Source organism: Pleomorphochaeta naphthae (assembly GCF_055396005.1).
The window spans coordinates 658,014-680,453 of the sequence record NZ_AP042457.1 but is presented as its reverse complement, the minus strand read 5'-3'; the positions used below and the strand labels follow the sequence as shown (position 1 = coordinate 680,453).

At 29.2% G+C, this 22,440-nt stretch carries 18 protein-coding genes and 2 pseudogenes; 4 read left to right on the top strand and 16 right to left on the bottom strand.

Annotated features, from left to right (window positions below; translation table 11 throughout):
• Positions 1-39: 39 nt before the first annotated feature.
• From ACZ5SO_RS03140 to ACZ5SO_RS03120, 5 genes are all read right to left on the bottom strand, one after another.
• Positions 40-738 (bottom strand): FadR/GntR family transcriptional regulator, encoded by a 699-nt coding sequence (locus tag ACZ5SO_RS03140; protein WP_464626721.1) that lies wholly within the window; start codon positions 736-738, stop codon positions 40-42.
• Positions 739-1,007: 269 nt separating this feature from the next.
• Positions 1,008-2,465, bottom strand: coding sequence for a decarboxylating NADP(+)-dependent phosphogluconate dehydrogenase (gnd, locus tag ACZ5SO_RS03135; RefSeq protein WP_464626719.1), 1,458 nt, complete (start codon positions 2,463-2,465; stop codon positions 1,008-1,010).
• A gap of 11 nt (positions 2,466-2,476) precedes the next feature.
• A complete protein-coding gene (locus ACZ5SO_RS03130; RefSeq protein ID WP_464626717.1) occupies positions 2,477-3,553 on the bottom strand; it encodes a PfkB family carbohydrate kinase in 1,077 nt (358 codons plus the stop codon).
• Between the two features lie 23 nt (positions 3,554-3,576).
• The gene (locus tag ACZ5SO_RS03125; protein WP_464626716.1) at positions 3,577-4,548 is read right to left on the bottom strand and encodes an aldo/keto reductase; all 972 of its coding nucleotides are present in this window, start codon (positions 4,546-4,548) and stop codon (positions 3,577-3,579) included.
• Between the two features lie 60 nt (positions 4,549-4,608).
• Positions 4,609-5,040 carry an RbsD/FucU family protein gene (locus ACZ5SO_RS03120; RefSeq protein WP_464626715.1) on the bottom strand — a complete coding sequence of 144 codons (432 nt, stop codon included), beginning with the start codon at positions 5,038-5,040 and terminating at the stop codon, positions 4,609-4,611.
• Between the two features lie 188 nt (positions 5,041-5,228).
• Between ACZ5SO_RS03120 and ACZ5SO_RS03115 the strand changes: the two genes are divergently transcribed.
• Complete coding sequence (locus ACZ5SO_RS03115) at positions 5,229-6,311, top strand: GntR family transcriptional regulator (RefSeq protein WP_464626714.1); 1,083 nt, start codon at positions 5,229-5,231, stop codon at positions 6,309-6,311.
• Between the two features lie 192 nt (positions 6,312-6,503).
• Here the strand turns inward: ACZ5SO_RS03115 and ACZ5SO_RS03110 are convergent, their stop codons facing one another.
• Complete coding sequence (locus tag ACZ5SO_RS03110) at positions 6,504-7,376, bottom strand: alpha/beta hydrolase family protein (protein WP_464626713.1); 873 nt, start codon at positions 7,374-7,376, stop codon at positions 6,504-6,506.
• 346 nt (positions 7,377-7,722) lie between these two features.
• Between ACZ5SO_RS03110 and ACZ5SO_RS03105 the strand changes: the two genes are divergently transcribed.
• The 3 genes from ACZ5SO_RS03105 to ACZ5SO_RS03095 are packed head-to-tail and all read left to right on the top strand — an operon-like array spanning position 7,723 to position 9,155.
• Positions 7,723-7,947 carry a helix-turn-helix transcriptional regulator gene (locus ACZ5SO_RS03105; protein ID WP_464626711.1) on the top strand — a complete coding sequence of 75 codons (225 nt, stop codon included), beginning with the start codon at positions 7,723-7,725 and terminating at the stop codon, positions 7,945-7,947.
• Positions 7,934-8,242 (top strand): HipA N-terminal domain-containing protein, encoded by a 309-nt coding sequence (locus ACZ5SO_RS03100; RefSeq protein ID WP_464626709.1) that lies wholly within the window; start codon positions 7,934-7,936, stop codon positions 8,240-8,242. The genes ACZ5SO_RS03105 and ACZ5SO_RS03100 overlap by 14 nt, the downstream gene beginning before the upstream one ends.
• Positions 8,232-9,155, top strand: a complete 924-nt coding sequence (locus ACZ5SO_RS03095) for a HipA domain-containing protein (RefSeq protein ID WP_464626708.1) — start codon at positions 8,232-8,234, stop codon at positions 9,153-9,155. Before ACZ5SO_RS03100 ends, ACZ5SO_RS03095 begins: the two co-directional genes overlap by 11 nt.
• A 597-nt stretch (positions 9,156-9,752) precedes the next feature.
• Here ACZ5SO_RS03095 and ACZ5SO_RS03090 read toward each other — a convergent pair.
• From ACZ5SO_RS03090 to ACZ5SO_RS03045, 10 genes and pseudogenes are all read right to left on the bottom strand, one after another.
• Positions 9,753-10,481 (bottom strand): FGGY-family carbohydrate kinase, encoded by a 729-nt coding sequence (locus ACZ5SO_RS03090; protein WP_464627828.1) that lies wholly within the window; start codon positions 10,479-10,481, stop codon positions 9,753-9,755.
• Between the two features lie 84 nt (positions 10,482-10,565).
• Positions 10,566-11,233 (bottom strand): annotated as a pseudogene (locus tag ACZ5SO_RS03085) (FGGY family carbohydrate kinase); the annotation flags it as partial.
• Positions 11,234-11,384: 151 nt separating this feature from the next.
• Complete coding sequence (locus ACZ5SO_RS03080) at positions 11,385-13,448, bottom strand: beta-galactosidase (RefSeq protein WP_464626707.1); 2,064 nt, start codon at positions 13,446-13,448, stop codon at positions 11,385-11,387.
• 8 nt (positions 13,449-13,456) lie between these two features.
• Positions 13,457-15,091 carry a response regulator gene (locus ACZ5SO_RS03075; RefSeq protein ID WP_464626706.1) on the bottom strand — a complete coding sequence of 545 codons (1,635 nt, stop codon included), beginning with the start codon at positions 15,089-15,091 and terminating at the stop codon, positions 13,457-13,459.
• The gene (locus ACZ5SO_RS03070) at positions 15,088-16,845 is read right to left on the bottom strand and encodes a sensor histidine kinase (RefSeq protein ID WP_464626705.1); all 1,758 of its coding nucleotides are present in this window, start codon (positions 16,843-16,845) and stop codon (positions 15,088-15,090) included. The genes ACZ5SO_RS03075 and ACZ5SO_RS03070 overlap by 4 nt, the downstream gene beginning before the upstream one ends.
• A gap of 8 nt (positions 16,846-16,853) precedes the next feature.
• Positions 16,854-17,702, bottom strand: coding sequence for a carbohydrate ABC transporter permease (locus ACZ5SO_RS03065; protein ID WP_464626703.1), 849 nt, complete (start codon positions 17,700-17,702; stop codon positions 16,854-16,856).
• 13 nt (positions 17,703-17,715) lie between these two features.
• Positions 17,716-18,603 carry a carbohydrate ABC transporter permease gene (locus tag ACZ5SO_RS03060; protein ID WP_464626701.1) on the bottom strand — a complete coding sequence of 296 codons (888 nt, stop codon included), beginning with the start codon at positions 18,601-18,603 and terminating at the stop codon, positions 17,716-17,718.
• A 68-nt stretch (positions 18,604-18,671) separates the two neighbouring features.
• On the bottom strand, positions 18,672-19,976 hold the full coding sequence (locus ACZ5SO_RS03055; RefSeq protein ID WP_464626700.1) for an extracellular solute-binding protein: 1,305 nt from the start codon (positions 19,974-19,976) through the stop codon (positions 18,672-18,674).
• A 540-nt stretch (positions 19,977-20,516) separates the two neighbouring features.
• A pseudogene (tnpA, locus tag ACZ5SO_RS03050) lies at positions 20,517-20,956 on the bottom strand (IS200/IS605 family transposase).
• A gap of 231 nt (positions 20,957-21,187) precedes the next feature.
• Positions 21,188-22,345 (bottom strand): iron-containing alcohol dehydrogenase, encoded by a 1,158-nt coding sequence (locus ACZ5SO_RS03045; RefSeq protein ID WP_464626699.1) that lies wholly within the window; start codon positions 22,343-22,345, stop codon positions 21,188-21,190.
• Positions 22,346-22,440 lie beyond the last annotated feature (95 nt).

Genomic DNA, 22,440 nt, shown 5'->3' with positions numbered 1-22,440 from the left:
ACTTTCATACTATTATATCTTGATATTGTTAAAAAGTATCTAAACTAACTTTGCCTTTATATATTCTTTCATATCCTTTTCAGATCTTTCTATATGTCTTTTTATTAATAGCGAGGCCAAATTTTTATCTTTTGCTTTTATGGCTTCAAAAATTCTTTTATGCTCAATTAAACCAGTCTTTGGGCCAATCGCTTGGTTCGATTTATGTTGATAACTGATTAAAACATCATGAAGTATTTCCATTATTTTTGATGCTAATAAATTTTGAGTCCCTTTCACAATTATTGTGTGAAAGTTAAAATCAGCTTTATAAAATTCTTGATTATTTGAAAGCTCATTTTTTGTCATTATCCTCAAACACTCTTCTAACTCTTTTATGTTTTCATCACTATAACGATCTATAAATAACTCAACACAAGCGGGTTCAATGATTTTTCTAAATTCAAGTACAGTCAAAGAATCAAAATCATCAAATAATAATAAAGGAAGTAATGAATTCATCAATGGAGAAATTGCGGTATCTGAGACAAATGTACCATTCCCTTGAATTCTTATTAAAACATTTAAAGCAACTAATTCATCTATTGCAGTTCTAACTGCTGCTCTACTAACATTTAATTCTTTCATTAATTGAGGTTCTGTATATATTTTATCACCTTTTTTCCATTCCCCATTACCAATCTTCTTTTTGATAAAGGCTAACACGCAGTCTGCCGCTGATTGGTTTTCATTTTTCATAAGTTAAACCTCCAATTAAGAAAATTCATAAATTAAATTATTATTTTAAAATATCTTTCAAATAGAATTTAACTTCTAAATATTATATACCAACTCTTCAGTCAGTCAATTTTTTATTTTTACATGTGTTTATTTAGCATTCAAATATTACTTGAAATATCATTTATTTATTAATTAAAGTAATTTAAACATAAAATATCCACTAGCCAATCATAAATTAAGATTGGCTAGTGAAAAGTCGTATAAAATTATCAAAAAGGAGTTTTTTGTTAAGCGTTATATGTAGATGATGAAGTATTTCCACCTTCTCCAGTCCAATTCGTATGAAAAAAATCACCTCTCTTCATATCTACTCTTTCGTATGTATGAGCTCCAAAATAGTCTCTTTGTGCTTGTAATAAATTAGCAGGTAATCTCGCACTTGTATATGCGTCAAAATAATTTAAAGCTGATGAGAAAGCAGGTGTCGGTATTGCATTTTTAACTGCAAGAGAAACAACATCTCTCCAATCATCACTAAGAGAGTTTATGATAGATGAGAAATATGGATCTAAAATTAAATTTTTCAACTTAGGATTTTTATCATAAGCTTCTTTAATTTTAATTAGAAAAGAAGATCTAATTATACAACCACCTCTCCACATTAGGGCAATTTCACCATAATTTAATTCCCATTTGTAAGTCTTTGCAGCTTCCATCATTAAAGCAAAACCTTGGGCATATGAGATTATTTTAGACGCAAATAAAGCATTTTTTATCTTTGCTATAAATTCTTGTTTGTTTTGAGGTATTTTAATTTCAGGTTTATTGAATATTTTTGAGGCTCCTTCTCTGTCTTCTTTCTTAGCTGAAATAAACCTCGAAAAAACTGCTTCACTTATTAGTGTTAAAGCAACTCCTTGATTTAGAGCAGAAATACTAGTCCATTTCCCTGTACCTTTTTGTCCTGCAGTATCAAGTATTTTATCAATTGTGTAACTTCCATCTTCTTCTTTATGAGATAGTATGGCAGCTGTTATTTCTATTAAATAACTATTTAATTCACTATCATTCCAAGCAGAAAATATTTGTTGTATCTCATCATTGCTTAATTTTAAAACGTTTTTCAACAAACTATAGGCTTCACAAATTAATTCCATGTCCCCATATTCAATGCCATTATGTACCATTTTTACAAAATGACCGGCACCATTATCTCCAACCCAAGAACAGCATGGAGAGCCATCTTCTACTTTAGCACTCACATTTTGTAAAATATCTTTAACTTGAATCCAAGCTTGTTTTGAACCTCCAGGCATTAAACTAGGCCCTTTAAGAGCTCCTTCTTCTCCACCAGAGACTCCAGTTCCAATATAATACAATCCATGTTCTTCAACTAGTTTTGTTCTTCTAATAGTATCCTCAAAATAGCTATTACCACCATCAATAATTATATCTTCTTTATCTAAAAGAGGTATTAATTGGTTGATAAAACTATCGACAGGATTTCCTGCTTTAACAAGTAACATTACTTTTCTTGGTTTTTCAATCTTAGACACTAATTCTTTCAAGCTATGAGTACCTACTATATTTTTACCTTTGGCTCTAGTGTTGATAAAATTATCTACTTTATTTACCGATCTATTAAATACAGCAACCTTATAACCTTTAGATTCCATATTCATAACTAGGTTTTCACCCATGACAGCAAGACCTATTAATCCAATATCTGCTTTTTTGTTATTCATAAAATCATGCCCTACCTTTTTATTCTTGCATTGCCATTATATATTGACCAAACTTGATCTTCACTCTCTACAGTCGCATAATCACTTGCCATCGTAGTAGCTAAAGCTCCCGTTGCCCAACCAAACTTGATCCAATCTTCTTCTTTAAAGTTCTTTAATGCGGAATATAATATTCCACCTACAAAGCCATCACCTCCACCGATTCTATCTAATACCTGAATCTTTCTAACATCTTCTACATACCACGAGTCTTCAATATTCATTATTGCACCCCAATAATGTTCATTAGCATTTTCAACTTGACGAAGTGTAGTTGCAAAAACTTTTACATTAGGATAGGACTTTTTAACTTTATTTATCATTTCTTTAAATTGCTCAACATTTCCTTTTAAATTATTTCCATCTACTTTAGGACCTTCAACACCTAAAGCTAATTGAAAATCTTCTTCATTACCGATTAAAAAATCAGATATAGAGGCAATTTGAATAAAGGCATCTCTAAGCTCTTTTTCTCTATTTACCCAAAAAGATTCTCTATAATTTAAGTCAAAAGAAATTAATGTTCCATTTTCTTTTGCCTTTTTTGCTAACTGCAAACAAAACTTTGTAGTATTCTCACTTAAAGCTGCAACTAAGCCAGAAAGGTGAAGTAATTTAACACCATCCTCAACAAAAAGTTTTTCTAAATCATAATTTTCAATTTTTAAATCTCTTCCAACTTCCCCAGCTCGATCATTAGTGACTTTGGGAGCTCTTAATCCATAACCACTATCTGCTATATTTATTTGATGTCTATAGCCCCAAGGGCCACCACTTGGAATATCTGGACCCTCAAATTCAATATTTCTCATTCTAAGTTGATTTTTTATAAAGGAAGCTATGGCATTATCTTTTACAAAAGCTGTTAAAACTTTAGTTTTTAAATTTAATGAAGCTGAGATATTCAATACATTTGTTTCTGCAGAGGTTGATTGCAACTCAAACTCAGTAGAAGTACTAACTGGTTGCCTATTTTTTGGAACTAATCTTGTTCCCATACTAGATGCACATATCAAATCATATTTTGCATTTTTTTTAAATTTGATCATTTTTCCTCCTATTATTCCTCATTTTATCTTGTTCTAAAATCCCAAGGATCGATATTTGTTGAAAGCGCATCTCTTAAATCTAAAGTAACCTCATCTATCCTTTTTACGATTTGTGGATCAAGTTCTAGATCTATAAACTTTCTTAAATTATGACTTTGCTTAGCATTTTTAGTTCCAACAATTACCCCATTTACAAATTTTTTACTTTTAAGCCACCCTATTGCTAAATCACTAAATTTAATATCTGTCTCTTTTACAATATCAAACATTCTATCTAAAGCTTTTTGACCTAGTTCTTCTTGCCCCACGCCACCATGTCTACACTGTTTTCTTTTCCTACTATCGAATAAATGCATTCTTGCTCTATTTTCAGGAAACTGATCCAATGTTTCATATTTTCCAGTTAATAAGCCTTGCATTAGTGATGAGTATGTAAATATTGGGATATTTTTTTCTTTACATAAAGGAACAAGTTCTAATTCAATTGCTCTTGTAAATAAATTATAACATACTTCATCTACTACAATGCTCTTATCTATTGAATATATTTCACTTAAATCTTTTACACCGAAGTTTGAAACTCCATAATTCAATATTTTACCATCTTTTTTTAGTTTGCTAAGGCCTTCAATATATTCTTCAAAAGGTATATCTCTATTTGGCCAATGCACTAAATATATATCAATGTAATCAGTTTTTAAATTCTTCAAACTTCTTTCACACGCTTCAATCATCTTTTCCTTAGTTAAATGTTCAGGACTAACTTTTGATACGATTACCATATCTTTTCTTTTATGATTTAAAGCTTTAGCTAATAATTGTTCTGAATAACCATCTCCATACATTTCAGCAGTATCAAAAAAATTAACACCTTCATCAAAAGCTACTTGTAAAGCCTCAATAGATTGTTGTTCTTCAATGGGTCCAAAGGCTCCACTTCCCCCCATACATCCATAAACGATTTTACTCTTATTATTTTTTATTATTTCTTTCATATTTTTTTTACCCTCTCTACCTCATTTAATTCTTTAATTAATTTTTCATTCTAAACTCTATTAATCTTTTACAACACCTTTTCTTATTATAATATTTGCAAATCTAGCTTGATCGCCCGTTACAACTGTTACTATAGATTTATTTGATCTTTCATAAAAATCTTGTCTATCTAGAAACTCTATAGATTGGTTTAATGAAAAATAAGGATTTAAAATTTTACTATATTTCTCTTTTACAATTTGTCCATCTAAAACGGTTTTTGGACAGCTCATCATCTTAACAGGATAAGAAATCAAATAATCTAAAGGGAAATAATAAAGAATGGCATCTAAAATTTCATCAATTGTTAATCCGTCACATCTGATTATTCGATTAGAATATGAAAGTGATGGGAAATTCCCATCTGTAATTGTCATTTCATCTCCATGTCCCATTTCCATCATTATTTTCATTAAACTAGGACTGATGATTTTATTTATATGCTTTAACATTTTTACCTCTATTCTTAAAAGCCAACATGTTTACAACATATTGTATAATTATTTTAACACATGTTGGTAAAATTTCAAGTTAAAATTTAAAAATGATATTTCTTGACATTTGATAACATATCATTTTACAATAAAAGCCTACATGTTGGATTCCCAACTTTATGCATCTAAAAGAAGGTTTTATTAAAATGGAAGAAAAAAAATTCTTGTATGAGAAGGTTTATGAACAAATTAAAAATAAGATATTGTGCGGTGCAATTCCCGATGGTTCTCTTTTACCTTCAGAAAAAGAATTAAGTGAGCAATTTAATGCCAATAGAACTACAATTAGAAAAGCTTTGATTAAACTTGTTGAAGATAAATTAGTTATTAAAAAGCCAGGAATTGGCACTGAAGTGTCTCTAAATTGTAAAAAAGAAACTCTTGAAGAAAATTCTTTACCGTCTGGAACTATTGGATTATTTATTCCTCCTTCTGAAAACAAAATGGATAGGATATCACAACCTTTTTATTCTGAATTTTTTTATTATGCAGAAAAAGAACTTCAGCCTTTAGGTTATACACTTCTCTATTCCTCTGTAAAGGACAAGGACCAATTTAAAACTTTACTAGAGCATCAAAAGCTTTCTGGTATTATTTTTATGAGCAATATACTAGAGGAATTTATAGATATTTCAAATCGACACAATATTCCATCTATACTAGTTAATAATTACTCTCCTAAAATTACTTCTATTTTATCAGATAATATTTACGGAATGGAAGCTATAACTGATCATCTAATAGATTTAGGCCATAGAGATTTTCTTCTTTTTACAGGCTTAACTAATTATTTATCAACTAAGGAAAGATTAATTGGTTGTAAAAATAGTTTTACAAAACATTCTATCAATAATTATAAAATTATTAATATTGGATGGGATCCAAATCATTCATATGAAAAAGCTCTAGAAATTTTCAAATCTAAGCATATTCCAACAGCTATAATCTGTTTTAATGATAATTTAGCTTTTGGTTGTTTAAGAGCTGCTAGAGAAGTTAAATTAGAAGTTCCAAATGATATTAGTATAGTAGGATATGATAATATTAACCAAAGTAGATTTTTTTCACCTCCACTTACTACTGTAAATTCAAATATTTCTTTCATTTCAAAATTAGCTGTTCAAAATCTAATTCAGAAAATTAAAACTCCAAATTTATTTTCTCACTTTAAAGCTATTGTTCCCTTTTCTCTAGAAATTAGAGAATCAACTAGCACTCCTAATAAATAAAAATAATTAAGATAAAAAAAGCGGATTGTTTTCCATTACAGAAAACAATCCTATTTTTATTTCTCGAATAAAAAACTTTATAATCAATCTGAAGAAAAAATATTAACAATATTAACTATTTATTTAAAATAAAATACTCCAATAGTCATTTATCGAGAAATTAATTTACTATTTATGGGTTTCAGAGGCCCATTATTTCAAAGTTTCTACAAACCAGTCAACCGTTTCAGCAATTAAATCTTCAAAAATTGATGAATCTTCTGAATAAAAATTGAATGTATGATTTGCATCGTCGAAAACTACAAGTTTATTTTCCCTATTGTTACCTAAATCCTGAATTTGTTCACTTATAGAAATAGGTGCTATTTCATCATTTTCACCATGGAAAGATGCAATTGGAATTTTTATTTCTGAAATACTATCTAACTTTTTTGTCCAATCAATAGCTGATTTATATACAACTTTTTTAGTTACAGATTCCCCTTTTCTCCAGCTTTTACCTTTTTTTGTATAAGTAACAACAACACCCTCTTTTGTAGATTCATCAGTAGAACGAGGAGCTGACCACGTAGCTATACTGTCAAAATGTTTATTATTATTTGCTGCAAGAAGGACATTTACTGTTCCTGCATCCCATCCTAATAATCCGATTTTACTTCCATCTATCTCTTCTAATGAATTTAAATATTCTTCAATAGAATTAATTACTGACGAATCAAATAAATCAACTTTTGATGTATCAAATACATACGATGCTATCCCATTTTGAGCTAAATCTTTTACTAAAAATTCAAAAGCTTCACTAAAATCTTTATCCCCTTCACTTCTGCTATCAATTATAACTACAGCAAAAGGACCGTCTCCCTCTGGGACTGTTAAAGTTCCATCTACATCTAATTCATTTTCTTCAACTTCTACATAAGTATTAGGAACAGGATTTGTAGGTGTTTTAATAATCACTGGTCTAACCAGTGGAAAATGTAATCTAACAACAGGACTTGCAACTAAAGGGCTACATACTGTAAATAAAATAAGACTTGTTAGTAAAATATACAATTTCTTCATTTTATCTTTCTCCTTTAAATTATATAAAATAGAAACTTAACTTAATCACAAATTCATAATATATAGATTAATTTCTATAAAGCAAGCTATCTTAATGAACAAACAGATTAATACAAAAAAGTTCAAAATTTTACAAAATATGTACTTAATATTATAAAAAAGATAAAATATTTAATTTACTTTAAAATCAAAATTTTATACCAGATAAGATATACTAAATTAGAAAATATTGTAAATTATATCCTTTCAGATATAATTTTCATCAAATGACATAAATTATATTATATCGGATATAATCTATAATATTTTACTTGATTTTATATGCTTTTGGGTATAATATTTAACCATGAAACATACTATAATTGGTGATTTTGTTAAAAAAGAAAGAAAAGAGAGAAATTTAACACAAAAAGAATTTGCCCAAATCTCTGGGTTAGGCTTAAAATTTGTTCGGGATTTAGAGCAAGGAAAACCTACAGTAAGAATGGATAAAGTCAACCAAGCTCTTTATATGTTTGGAGCCATCGCAGCCCCAGTAAAACTAAAGGATGTTGAAAATGAAAAAGGCTAAAGTTTATGTAAATGATGAATTAGCTGGCACTTTAGTTGAATCAGATGAAGGATTATATTCTTTTTCTTATTTACAAAATTATGATGGAGATGATGTATCATTAACTTTACCTAAAAGAGTAAAACCTTATACTTCAAAAGTGTTATTTCCTTTTTTCGATGGTTTAATTCCTGAAGGATGGCTATTAAATAAAATTGTCAAGAATTGGAAATTAAACAGAAATGACAGAATGGAATTATTATTAACTTGTTGTAAAGATTGTATTGGGAATGTAAGGATAGAAAATGATAAATAAATGCCTTTGTTGCAATAAGAAACTCGATTCAAAAGATTCTATTTGGCATGACAGCTGTATAAAAAAGTTTTTTAACACAACTACCTTACCAAAAGTAGATTTAAAAAACTACAGATATATTTATTTAAATAATAATGATAATAATTCAATTATTACAGGTGTTCAAAAAAAATTATCACTTCATTTAGAAAAGAGCAAAACAGAGCCAAGATTAACTTTAATTAATTATCCAAGTGGATATATTCTAAAACCTAATAATTCAGCTTACCCTTATCTCAGTCAAAATGAATACTTAACTATGCATTTAGCAAAACTTTGTATGATTGATACTGTACCTTTTGGACTTATAAAATTAGAAGATGAATCTCTTTCTTATATAACAAAAAGAATTGATCGAATTAATAATAAAAAAATAGCAATGGAAGACTTTTGCCAATTAGGTAATGTGCTAACAGAACAAAAATACAAATCGTCTTATGAGAGAGTTGGTAAAATATTAGCTACATTCTCAGATAACATTGGGCTAGATTTATATAAACTATATAATTTAATTTTATTTAGTTTCATTGTTGGAAATTCAGACATGCATCTAAAGAATTTCTCTCTTTATAAAAATAAAGGGAAGTATATACTCACCCCTTCCTATGACTTACTTAACACAATTATTGAAACTGGGGATAGTGAAGAATTAGCTCTAAGTATTGATGGTAAGAAAAACAATTTAAATAAAACTAATTTTTTAAATCTTGCAAAAAAATATAACCTAACATCCGTACAGGTGGATAGAATTTTTAAATTTTATAAGAATAAGTATCAGCAAATAATAAAGGAGATAGATGAATCCTTATTACCAGAAGAGAAAAAAATTAAATATAAAGATATAATTAATGAAAGATATAATAGATTATTTTAGTTATAATTTTAAAAATGATTTATTGTATTTAAATTACTTTCATCTATTATTTTATAATCTCTTTTATTTTTCTAAGTTCACATTCCTTTTGAAAACAAACTCAGTAGATATTTTGAAATAGATAAAAATGCCCCATATTATATTAAATTTGAAATATCACGCCTATCTCCTTTATAATTTGCAAAATTTATATTTACTACTGAAATACCTTCTCAAGTACAAATTCACTCTCAAAGCGGTAGTATTTATAGCTTGAACAATTGTATTAAACATGTAAAAACTACCCCATTTGCTCTTTCTAATATAAAGTTCATTGAAGATTTAATTTTAGATTCTCGATCTTTATTTAATTTTTCATAGAGTCTCCTCTAGCTGTAAACTAGAGGAGGTGCACTTAATTTCTAAATGTAAACTTAAACGGGGGCATATCAGATATTCAATTAACTCTTAAAATAGGATGGACTTACTAAGTCTATAATCTTTTGGAATTAAATATATATTTAAAAGCTGAGCTTTCTTTACTATTTAAAATCTAATAAAGTAGGAGTGTTCTTTCATCCAATCATAATATTGTCTATGTAAGGAAAACTTTAAATCTCAACTTAATTTATCGAAAATACCTTTATTTGCTTTATAAATTTCCTTATAAATATTGTTGAAAAACTGATTATATTTTTCAATATTCTCTTCTATTGGCTTTATAACTTTAGTTGGACTCTTTATCATTTTCTTACAAGCTTCTTCTTCGTTTTTAAAAATGTTTATTCCTATTCCAGCTTCAATACAAGCTCCAACTGAAGCTTGCTCTTTTGCCTCATTTAACCAAATTTCCTTACCTAAAATATCTGCTATTATTTGTAACCAAAGAGGACTATTAACCACACCTCCCGCTGCTATTATCTTTTTGGGGTTATATCCTCTTTCGCTTAATAAATCAAAACTCTCTTTTATTGAAAAAGCTATTCCTTCCATCGTAGCCCTAATAAAATCACCTTTTGTATGTATATATGTAGCTCCAAGAAAAATACCTCTAGTTTTTGAATCTAAATAAGGAGTCCTTTCTCCTGCTATGCATGGGAAAAAAACTAAATTATTAGAACAAGGTGGAATTTCTTTTGCTAATTCATCCATCTCTCTATAACTTAGATTTTCAAAAAACGTTCTTTTGAGCCAAGTAAAAGCTAAACCAGCATTTAATACTGCACCCATACTAAACCAATAGTTAGGGATTGCCGATAAAAACAAATGAGTATTTAATTTAGGATTTGCTATTGGTTTATCTTCTAACATAACAGTCTGAGCACCTGATCCTAAGGTAACTGTCATTACCCCTTTCTCATATACTCCTGAGCCAATTAGCTGCATCGCCTGATCACTTCCACCATAAACAACAGCAGTTTTCTCACTCATATTAAATTCTTTCACAATATCAGCTGTTATAAACCCAGCAATATCTGAAGGTTTATGAATTTCTTTTGGCAACATGTTAATATCAAATCCACATTTTTCAATTAGATCAATTGCCCATTTTTTCTTCTCAATATCAAACAAAAGTGTTGCTGATGCATCAGTATACTCAACCCCAATCTCACCACATATTTTAAACCTTATATAGTCTTTGGGAGATATAATTTTGCATATTTTATCGTAATTTTCTCTTTCATTTTCTTGTACCCATTTCAATGAGGTTAATTGAAAGCCTGAAAATATAGGATTAGGAGAGTTTTAATTAAATAGTCACTGTCAAAATTATTCTTTATTTTCTCGACTATACCACTAGATCTCTGATCACAGTGCAAAATTGCTTTTCTAATTACTTGATTATTATTATCTAGCATGACAAGACCGTGCATCTGTCCTGAGAATCCTATTGCTTTTATGTCTTTTGGATTTTTAATCTTTTTTAAGGCCATATGAATAGCTTTTTTAGTTGCAAGCCACCAAACTTGTGGATCTTGCTCAGCATAACCATTTACTGGGACATCAAATACATAATCTTCTTCTCCAATTGTAAGAAAATCATTATTTTCATTGGTTATTGCAACTTTGACTTTTGATGTTCCTAAATCGATTCCCATTAACATATATATCTCTCTCCTCATCTTTAAAAACAAAGATGAATTAATAACTGTTAATTACTAATTCATCTTGCATATAATACTTTAACAATCTAATGATAAAAATTATTAATTTATAATATATTAAAAAATAATTCTTATTTAGATTACCCTACTTGTCAAATACAAAAATTTGAGAAGAATTTGCTTCAAGATTTAATTCCACAGCTTTATTCTTTACCTCATGCTTTTCCCCTGTCATAATATTAACAATTGTTATATTTTCTCCAATTGGAATATTTTTCAAAGAAAGTGAAGATGAATCATCTGAAAAATTAATTGCTAAAATACCATATTTTGTATCAGATTCAATGTATGAAAGGTGTACGCCTTCGCCCTTTTGAGCACTAATGCAACCTATTGATTCAATATATGGAGTGAAAAGATTCTTAATTTCTTTTGAGACTTTATCTTTTGAACTTAGTCCGAAGAATGAATTAAAATATAAGGTCTTACCTTTTCCATATTTATGTTCAATTACAGCAGGTCTACCGTCTTCCATTTTACAAAGCACTTTAACATCATCGTCTACATCCATAATTTGGCTCATAAATGGAGCTTGGATAGATTTACCACCTATTACCATATTCTCATTAGATGTTACATCATTTTCAACAAAGCCAAATAAAGTAGATAATATGTTTCCTGGAATTCCTTCTTTTGGAGCTCTTGCAAGTTCATTTAAAGTTCCCATTCTTCCATCAGCTATTAAAAGTCCACCTTGTTTTACATATTCACTGAGTCTTTCACTCTCATCATGAGATACTTGTACCGCGGCTGGAAGAACAATAATTGGAGCTGTATAATCAAATTCATCTAGTTTTTCAGTATTAGTGAAATCAACTTGAACACCGTTTTCCCAGAATATATGATACCAACCTTCTGCATTATCTTGCCAAAAGCTATCTTCCCATTTTAATAGAGAATCAAAAGCTAGTCGATTGTGATAACTTATTGCAATTTTTACAGCTGGCTTTACAACTTTAAAATCTCCAAATAGATCAAGATTATCATTTACAATTTGTAATAGATTAGCAACTTCATCATATCTTTTATTTGGGGTACCATCAAACTGTGTTAATCCACGGCCAGTTACTTGATATCCATGTAGAAAGGGTCTCCATCTCCACAATTGCATTAACTTAGGGGCATTAAATAGACACATATAAATCCAATTTGTTAATTCTTGAGGGCTTACTTCAGATCCTGGTGTTAAAGCTGATTGGGTGTGAGTTTGTAGTTCATTAATTACATATGGCTTATTAGCTTTTCTTGCAGCACTAGCTGGAATTGTATAATACATTGCCAAGGTCCAAGGCGTTTCTTTATAATTTTTTCCCCAGCTTTTTGGGTAGAAAGTTGCACCATATACATCTGGTACATATGCTGATTCAAATTCATCATTATTTCGATTTAAAAGAGTTGAATTCATTATCATAGATGAGGTTCCATCAATAATAATTAAATTCTCATCATCATACTTTTTAGCTGTATCTGTTAAGAATCTACAAATTTCAGTTAAATTTTCACTTCTAAACTTTTCATAATCAATTGCGGGTAATAAACTACTCCAGACACTATAAGCTGTTCTTCTTTTATTTGGTTTAATTTGTGAGAAGGCACTATATCTTCTATACCAATGGTAATTTAAATTTTCAATTGTTTTATATTTATCTTTTAACCATTGTTGATATTTTTCTGTTGTAAAAGGATCATCACTTCTAAAATGTGCTTCATTAAATACATCCCATCCATAAAGAGCTGGATGATCTTTTAAAGCTGTAATTGCTTCTCTAAAGTAATTATCAAAATATTCTCTAACTGTTGGATTATTTAAATTACTCCAATAATTATTTGCTTGAAGATTGATGCCCTCTTCATAATAATGCTCCATTTCACTAGTTAAACCTGCATCAGGCATGAATTCTTGAGCTTGGTTTTGACCAAATAATTGTAAAATACATTTAATTTTTAACTCATTACATATATCCATAACTTTTCTAGTTTGATCAAAAATATACTCATGGCTACTTTTTGCGAGCCATGCATTTGCTACTGGCCATAATGTTATTGTGTTATAACCTGCTTTTTTCATGTTCGTTAAATCTCTGATAATCTCTTCATCAGAATATTCCTGTTCGAGAATATAAACTGCTCCAAATAGGTACTTTTTCATATAAATACTTATTCTCCTTTTCCCTTATTATTTATTTCGAATCCAACTCTCAAATCTCTATAAGATTGAGGTGTACAACCAATATATTTTTTGAAAATATATGCAAAATACTTATAATCATTAAATCCTGTATCATTTGCTATTTCATATATTTTCTTATCTGGCTCATACAAAAGTTGTCTTTTTGCTTCTTCAATACGATATGAATTAAGCCATTCAACAAAATTTACACCAGTCCATTTTTTAAACAATCTACTAAAGTAATTAGCTGTTACTTTCATTCTCTCAGCAATTTCACTAACTGATAAAGGTTGATAGTAATGTTCTTTTGCCCAGGCCATAGAAACTGTAATTATCGTAGGAGGAGCACTTGACTCCCTTAGAGAAAGAGTTGTGCTCATAAGAGAGAATAATTCTTGCAACCACTCTTTTAAATGTTCTAGTGAACTTTGATTTTCCATCTCTAAATATATATTTCTATTTTCGCCAATTAAATCTTTTAGTGTTAAACCAAATTGAGAACCTTCTCTTACAACTAACCTAATTAAAGAGATGCAAAACTGCTCTCTACTTTTTTGAGGGAGTATTTTAGTTATATATTTATCAATTAACATATCTAAAAACTGCTCAACCTTTTGTGTATCTGAATGTCTTAAATATTCTAGCAATGTTTTTTCTTCATTAGAGCTTATTGAAATAATTGGAATAATATTTGCTAAGGGCCCTTCAAAATTAATTACACTACTTTCTTCTTCAGATTTTACTCTCAACTCTAGGGCAGCAGATGCTTCATAAAGGGCTTTTCCCATATATAAAGAATCTTTAAAATATGTGCTCACTCCTATGCTAACTGTTGCTTTTAATTGTTCAGATATTGAATTCTTTAATTTATGCCAAAACTTTTCTATATTTTCTTCTTCATCATTTGTTGCGATTAAGAGAAATAATTTACTATCAAAATAAGCTATACTGTATTCAGTTTGTGAACTAAAATACAAATCTACTGTTTTATTTATTAATAAATCACAAAAATTTCTTTGATATAGGGAAGATAATTCTAAATTCCTCATTAAATCATCAAATTGAATAAAGCCAACACTATATGTATTTTTTGAAACTGGTATGGAGAGTTCTTTTGCTTTATTATAAAAATCATCAAAACTAATTTGCTCATTTGCGAATTGTGTTAAAATTCTAGCTCTTAAATAAGGTAGAGCTTGCTTAAAATATCTCTCTTCATTTTCTCTTTTTTCTTGATTATCTTTTTGTTGTCTAATTTGAGAACAGATTTCTTTTATGATATTGGCTAATTCTGTAAAATTAACTGGTTTTAACAAATATTCAACAGCTTTTAAAGAAAGAGCTTGTTTTGCATAATTAAAATCACTATATCCTGTTAGAAAAATAATTTTTGTATTAGGCAATTTTTCTGTTATTTCCTTAGACATATCTAGACCACTCATTATTGGCATTTTTATATCCGTAATAATGATATCAGGTTGAACCATCTTAGCTAAAGCAAGTCCATCTTTACCATTACTCGCTTGACCAACTAGTTCTATATCGTAGGCAGACCAATCAAATTCTTGAGATAACCCCTTTCTAATTGTCATTTCATCATCAACTATAATTAATGAAATCATAAAGAGCCTCCGTTTATCTTAAGTAAGGGTTGTGTTACTGTAATTGATAATCCATGTGGAACAACTTTTTTAAACTTCATTCCATATGTTTTCCCAAATCTTAATTGAATGCGATTATGTACTCCAAAGAGAGCCATACCTTTTTTGCCATCTTTATATTCAATTAAATATTTTTCTAATTCATCTAATGGAGCATCATGTCCATTATTTTCTACATTAAATACTAGTAGATTATTCTCTTTAAAAAGAGAAATTATAATTTTCCCTTTTCTATCCCAATCTTTGAAACCATGAATTATTGCATTTTCAATCAAAGGTTGTAGAACAGAATTTATAGTTTGATATTTATATAAATCCTTATCACAATGGATTTCGAATTCTATACTATCTGAATATCTACATTCCTGAATTTTTAAATATTCTTTAGTATAATTTATCTCTTCTTCAACACTGCTTATTCCACTACTAGATACTAATGATTGCCTAAATAAATGAGATAATGCTTCAACTAAAGAACAAGTTTCATATGCACTCTCCATTCTACTCATCCAACAAATTGTATCTAATGTGTTAAATAAAAAGTGAGGATTAATATATGCTCTTAGAGATTTTATCTCTGAGTCTTTTTGTCTAAGTTGTGCAAGGTATACTTGATTTATCATCTCTTCTAACTTACTACTCATTTGGTTAAAATCCTGTGTTAAAAGCGAGATTTCATCATCATAAGTTACAGGTATTTGAATTGAATAATCTTTATTTTCAATTGTCTTCATACCCATAGCTAAGAGATTTAATCTTTCAAATATGTATCGATTTAACCATATCCAAAAGAAAACACTAACTGCACAACCTAAAATTATTGATATAAACAACCAAACTAATAATGACTTGTTGCTAAAATGGCTTCGACTTACATGTACTAATACCCATTCAGGATTAACTGAAAATCTATATAAGGATAAAACATATTTCTTTCGATCTTTTTTAGTAAAAAATACATTTTGATCCTTATTTTTAACCATTTCAACAAAATCAAAATCTTTAACTATTGGTATATAACTAAGCTCATTAGAGTAAATAATTTCTTTAAAATCATTAGAAAAAATTAAGTATGTTCCAGCTGTTTCGACATCTATTGAATTTAAAGATTTTAATATTACATTTTTATCGACAAAAAATTCTATAGCACCTAAAACTTTGCTCATATCGTTTATATCGTACAACTTTCTAGAAAAGACAAATGCTGTATGCCCTTCATATAAAGAACTGTCTCTAATACCCATGTAAGTCATTTTTCCACTTTGTTTCATTATTTCATTAAACTCTTCATCACTCATTGCTTCATAACTTGAACTTGAGGAATAAGAAACACCATCCATCCTTCGTATAGTTACAGCAGTTACTGCTTTATTGTAACTAAAAAGATTTAAAAAATATGAATCAAGAGATTTTGTGTCTATGGTGGAGTCATTAGAATCTTTAGCACTTTTTAAAAAATTTTGAAAATCATCATTTTGATAAAACATTAATGATATTTCTTGTAAATTTCTTAATGTACTCTCCATATTTATCCCAATAGTATTCATAGTATTCAACTCAGATAAAAATACTTGCTCATTAGCTGCTTTATTTTGTTGAGAGTAAAAAAATAAACCAATAAGAGAAAACGGTAAAAGAAAAAGGATAATTATTAAGGCCGTAGCTTTCCATTGAAGGCCAAATCTAAATAAATTACGTCTCTTTTTCTTTTCCATTTTTTTACCTATCCTTTAACAGCACCACTTACCATTCCTTCCATAATTCTATTGAAGAATATCAGATAAACTATAATAACAGGAAGTGTAGATATTACCATCGCAGCAAACATAAGAGGATAATCTACTGTATATGTTCCAATAAAGTTTGTTAAACCTATTGGAATTGTTTTTAACCTTGTGCTTCTAACTAATACGAGAGCTAAGGGAAATTCATTCCAAGTCCCTAAGAAAGTTAAAATCGATATTGTTGATAATACTGGCATGCACATTGGCATTATTATCGAAAATGTTGTTCTTAAAAATCCACTTCCATCAATACAAGCTGCCTCTTCCATATCAATTGGTATCCCTTTTACAAAACTTTCTATTAGAAATACCCCAACCGGCATTGCAAAAGCGATGTATGGTAAAATCAAAGATATTCTCTTATTTATTAAACCGATTGATTTAAATTCTAAAAAAATTGGTATTAACAATGCATAAATTGGAATAAGCATACCTGCTAAGAAGAAATAGTAAAGAACATTTCGTCCTCTAAATTTGAACCTAGATAAACAATAACCAATAAAAAAGGCTAAAACTATAGCAATTATTACTGTGATAACTGTATTTATTAAGCTATTCATAAAATATGTGCCTAGTTTTCCTTCTTCAATTGCTATCCCAAAGTTTTCAAAATGGAATTCAGTTGGAAGTCCAACAGAATTTAAAGCAAATTCTTTTTGACTTTTTATTGAAGAATATAGCATCCAAAATATTGGGAATACACATGTAAAAGAAAAAAGCCAAAGTATAACATTAACAACTACAGATCCTATAGTTTTTTGAGTATTTTTAATTCTATCTATTTGCATAATCTTTTTCCTTTTAGACTGTATCGTTTTTTGTTCTATTAAATGCTTGGCTAATTAAGATTAAAGTTAAGCTTAAGATTAAAACTCCAATTGCAACAGCACTTCCATATCCATAATCCATTTTTTCCATTGCTATATCATAAGCATATAGGGCTACAACTTTTGAGCTATTTCCAGGGCCCCCTCCAGTCATAACAAATATTTGGTCAAATGTTTTCATATTCCCTGATATACAAAGTAAGATACTTACAAATAAGGTGTTTTTAATTAATGGGGCTACAATATAAAGAAGTTTTTTCCACCCTACTGCTCCATCTATTTCAGCACTGTCCAAAACACTTTTATCAATATTTTGTATTCCTGCTAAGATAATAACCATATAATAACCAATATATTGCCAAATTTTTGGGATTGCTAAAGTTCTGATTATTATTTTAGGATCATCGAGCCAAGCTTGTATTAAATCAGCTCTTCCGATTTTAGTTAAAAATAAATTTAAGATACCATAGTCTTTGTTGTATATAATTCTCCATAAAAATCCTACAACAACAGCTGATAAAATAACTGGGAAAAAGATTACCATTCTATGGAAGGTTCTCATTCTAACTGTTTTTGAAACAAGTAACATTGAGACTATTAATGCCAGTCCAATTTGCCCAATTACATTCCATAGTATGAATTCTAGGTTATTTAAAAAGGCAGACCAAAACTGTGTATCGCCAATCAATGTCTTATAATTACTTAGACCTATAAAATCCATGTTTATTCCACCATTCCAGTTAAAAAAGCTATAGTAAAGTGCTATAAACAATGGGGTTATACAACAGAGTCCATATAAAATTATACTAGGAGTCATTAAAAGATAAAGAACAGGTGTCTTTGGTTTTAGTTTATTGGTCATTTGCTTTTCCTTAATTGATTAATTCAATTTGGGAAAATACTATTGTATCTTCCCAAATTTCAAATTATTTATTGATTAACTCTTTCGTATTCTGCTTGAATATCGCTAGCTAATTCTTCAGCACTAATTTCACCAATAAGCAAGTTTTGTAATCCTTCTTGCATTACTTGCATGACACCTGATTCTAATTGATGATCGTAAACAGGAATATATGGTCTTCCTTCTTGGAATTCATTAAAACGTAATGCTACAACTTGTGATGAATCCATTTCAAAATCACCAGGATAGTTAGCTGTTAAACCACCTGAAGCTGCTTGTAATGTTGCAAACTTTTCATTAACAATTGCTTTAATAAATTTAAGAGCTGCTTCTTTCTTTTCAGGATCTATGTCTGAACTAATTGCAAATGCCCAACCAGCACCACCAGTAATTGCTTCAGGATTACCTTTACCACCTTCTACTGCAGGAAGTGCAGCAATTTTAATGTTTTCGTGTACGCCTTCAGGACTATTAGCATCAAGGTTTGGAATTGCCCATGTGCCATCAATAGTCATGGCAGCTTTACCATTCATAAATACTTGTAATTGTTGTAAGTTATCAATACTGTTTACATCACTGTTAAATGCACCAACTGCTGCTAAATCACTTAGAGCTTGTAATGCTGCTACAAATTCAGGATCAGTATATTTAGCACCTGTATTATATTTAATGCTATCATACCATTCATCGCCTGTTAGTCTATTTCCTAAAGTACTCATAATTACAGATTCAGCATTCCATTTACCTTTGTTCCCTAAAACAATTGGAGTAATACCTTTAGATCTTAAAATTTCACAAGCTTCAATTAAGCCTTCCCAAGTTGTAGGGAATTCTTCAATACCTGCATCCTTCATGATTTTATCATTATAATAAATACATGTGTTTGTTACTTGGAATGGAATACCATAAACACCATCTTGAATCGTGAAGTTTGAGAATACTCCATCTTTAAAACTGTCTCTCCATTCTGGATTCTCGTTTAAAAAATCACTCATATCAAGAACTTTACCATTTTCAACAAAACTTTTAGTCATTTGACCTTTTAAGCTGAAAATATCTGGTAGTTCATTAGCAACTGCTAATGTTTGAACTTTAGTCTTTACAGAACTGTTTGAAATAGTTTCTTCATCAATTGTAATATTAGGATTTGCTTCTTCAAAATCTTTTAATACTGCTTCAAAAGCTTCGGTATTTCCTTCACCTGGTACAAAGAAATCTAATAATGTGAGTGTTATTTGTTTCTCACCTGATTTTTTTTCATCTGAACCTTGCGCAAATGTTGATGTACTTATTAATGCAATAATCATTAATAAACTTAATACTTTTTTATTCATTATGAACTCCTTTTTTTCTTTTGTAATTCTAAATACTTTTAAATTGTATTGGCCTAATCGAGAAACGCGCAAGGATGAAAAATCTGTTATAATATCCGTAAAACTACAATTTAATACATACTTTATTACGAAAAAAAATAAAATCTAGTTAATTTTTGATTTTTAGAGAATAATACAAATTTATAGTAAGAGATATAAGAGAGTTGTTTGAATCAAATTTTTTTAGTTTTCTACTTCATCATTCTAATATTTCTAAAACTTCATGATATATAAAATTATAAAAAGTTAGTTTAGAAATAATTTATAATATCATTCTTTAATTTGTTTGTAACTATAAATTCTATAACTTCACCTAAAACACAAATAGAAACAATCCGATATAATTGATTAAGTAAAAATCATAAACACCCTTCAAAATGGTGTTTTACTCTGAGGCTATAAGCCTTGGATATACCGACAGCGTCTCAAGACGCTTTACGTGTACTTTTTCCCACCCCACGTGTTTTTGCTTCTTTTGCTACTACTCAAGTAGTATTTGTACTACTTGATACCCTTAAAAGGGCCTTCACCTTCTCTTAATTTATTGTTTTTCTTGTTCTTAAATATATTTTTGTACAGTCGCAGTATTTAAGCCAACAGTTCTTACATAATACCATTTAGCCTAATAGTGTATATACCCAAATTTGTATTTTAAATTTGACACTTTATCAAATATCATAAGGGTACTCTTTTCTTTTAAATATCCCATAAAACTCTTTGCACTTATTTTGGGTGGTATACTTACTAGCATATGTATATGATCATCCATCAAATGTCCTTCTATAATTTCAACTTTCTTATAATTACATAAGGTCTTTAATATTTCACCTACACTTGCTCTATATTGATTGTAAATTATTTTTTCTATACTTTGGAGTAAATTCTATATGGTATTTACACATCCTCTTTGTGTGTGACAAACTGTTTGTTTTATTTACCATTGTTTATCATCTCGTTTTTACTTATAGTTTAGCAATGGTATTCTAATACTATAATATAAACGAGGTAGTTATATAACAATTGTTACCCACCCGCATAGCAGGTGTTTTTTTTGTTTTCTAAGCTTTTAATAATCGCTTTGTAAACGAGTTTTAAGCCCATAAATTAAATCACTCCACTATAATGATATAATGGAGTGAGATATATTTTTCTAAATAATAATAGTTTTTATACTATTTTTTAATTGGAGTACCATAGAAAGCTGATTCGTAAATCATTTTTACATCTTCAACTGTTGGTGTTCCAGGGTTAGTTAAAGTACAAGGATCTGCAAAAGCATTTTTGCTCATTCTATCTAATACTTCTTTGAATTTAGCTTCGTTAAATTCTACTTCTGTACAATCTTTGAAACAAGTTGGAATGTTTAATTTAACATTCAAGTCTCTTACTACTTGAGCAATATCTTTAACTTCTAAGACTTTTTCAATGTAATCATATCTGTCAGTAAATTGTCTGTTAAAGTCAATGATGTAAGGTAATAAAATAGCATTAGCTAATCCGTGAGTTACTCCAAATTCGCCACCAATTTTGTGAGCTAAAGAGTGAACTAGACCTAGAGAAGCATTAGTAAATGCCATACCAGCTAGAGCTGATGCTTCATGCATACATTCTCTTGCTTCAAGGTTTTCACCTTCTGCATAAGCAATAGGTAGATATTTAGAAACTAATTCAATAGCTCTAACTGCATAAGGTTCTGTGAAATGTGATGAAGCAGTTGATGCTAAAGCTTCTAGTGCGTGACACATAACGTCCATACCTGTATTTGCTGTGATATGAGGAGGCATCTTCATAGGTAGAGCAGGATCTAAGATAGCAATATCTGGTACCATATCTCCAGCTACAATTGGGTATTTAATATGGTTTTCTGTGTCAGTAATAACAGAGAATGCTGTGATTTCACTAGCTGTTCCACTAGTAGATGGAATTGCTATAAAACGTGCTTTATTTCTTAGAGCTGGCATTGATCCAACTTCAATAATATCTTCGAATTTTAGATCTGGATGTTCATAGAAACACCACATTACTTTTGCAGCATCTAAAGCAGAACCACCACCGATTGCAACAATCCAATCTGGTTCAAATTCTTGCATAGCTTTTGCACCACGTAATACTGTTTTTACAGAAGGATTAGGTTCTACACCATCAATGATAATTGATTCAATACCACCATCTTTTAAGATAGCTGCAGCTTTATCTAAAAAGCCAAATTTTTTCATTGATCTTCCACCAGTAACTAAAGCAGCTTTTGTACCTTTAAGTTCAGCTAACTTTTGTAAAGAATTTTCACCGTAGTAAATCTCTCTTGGAATTGAAAAACTCATAACACCCATTTTTTATCTCCTCAGATACTCAAAGAATAATAAATGATTTTTTCTTTGAAATCTATTTATAAAGTTGTTACTATTATAAATAATATCCTAACTTT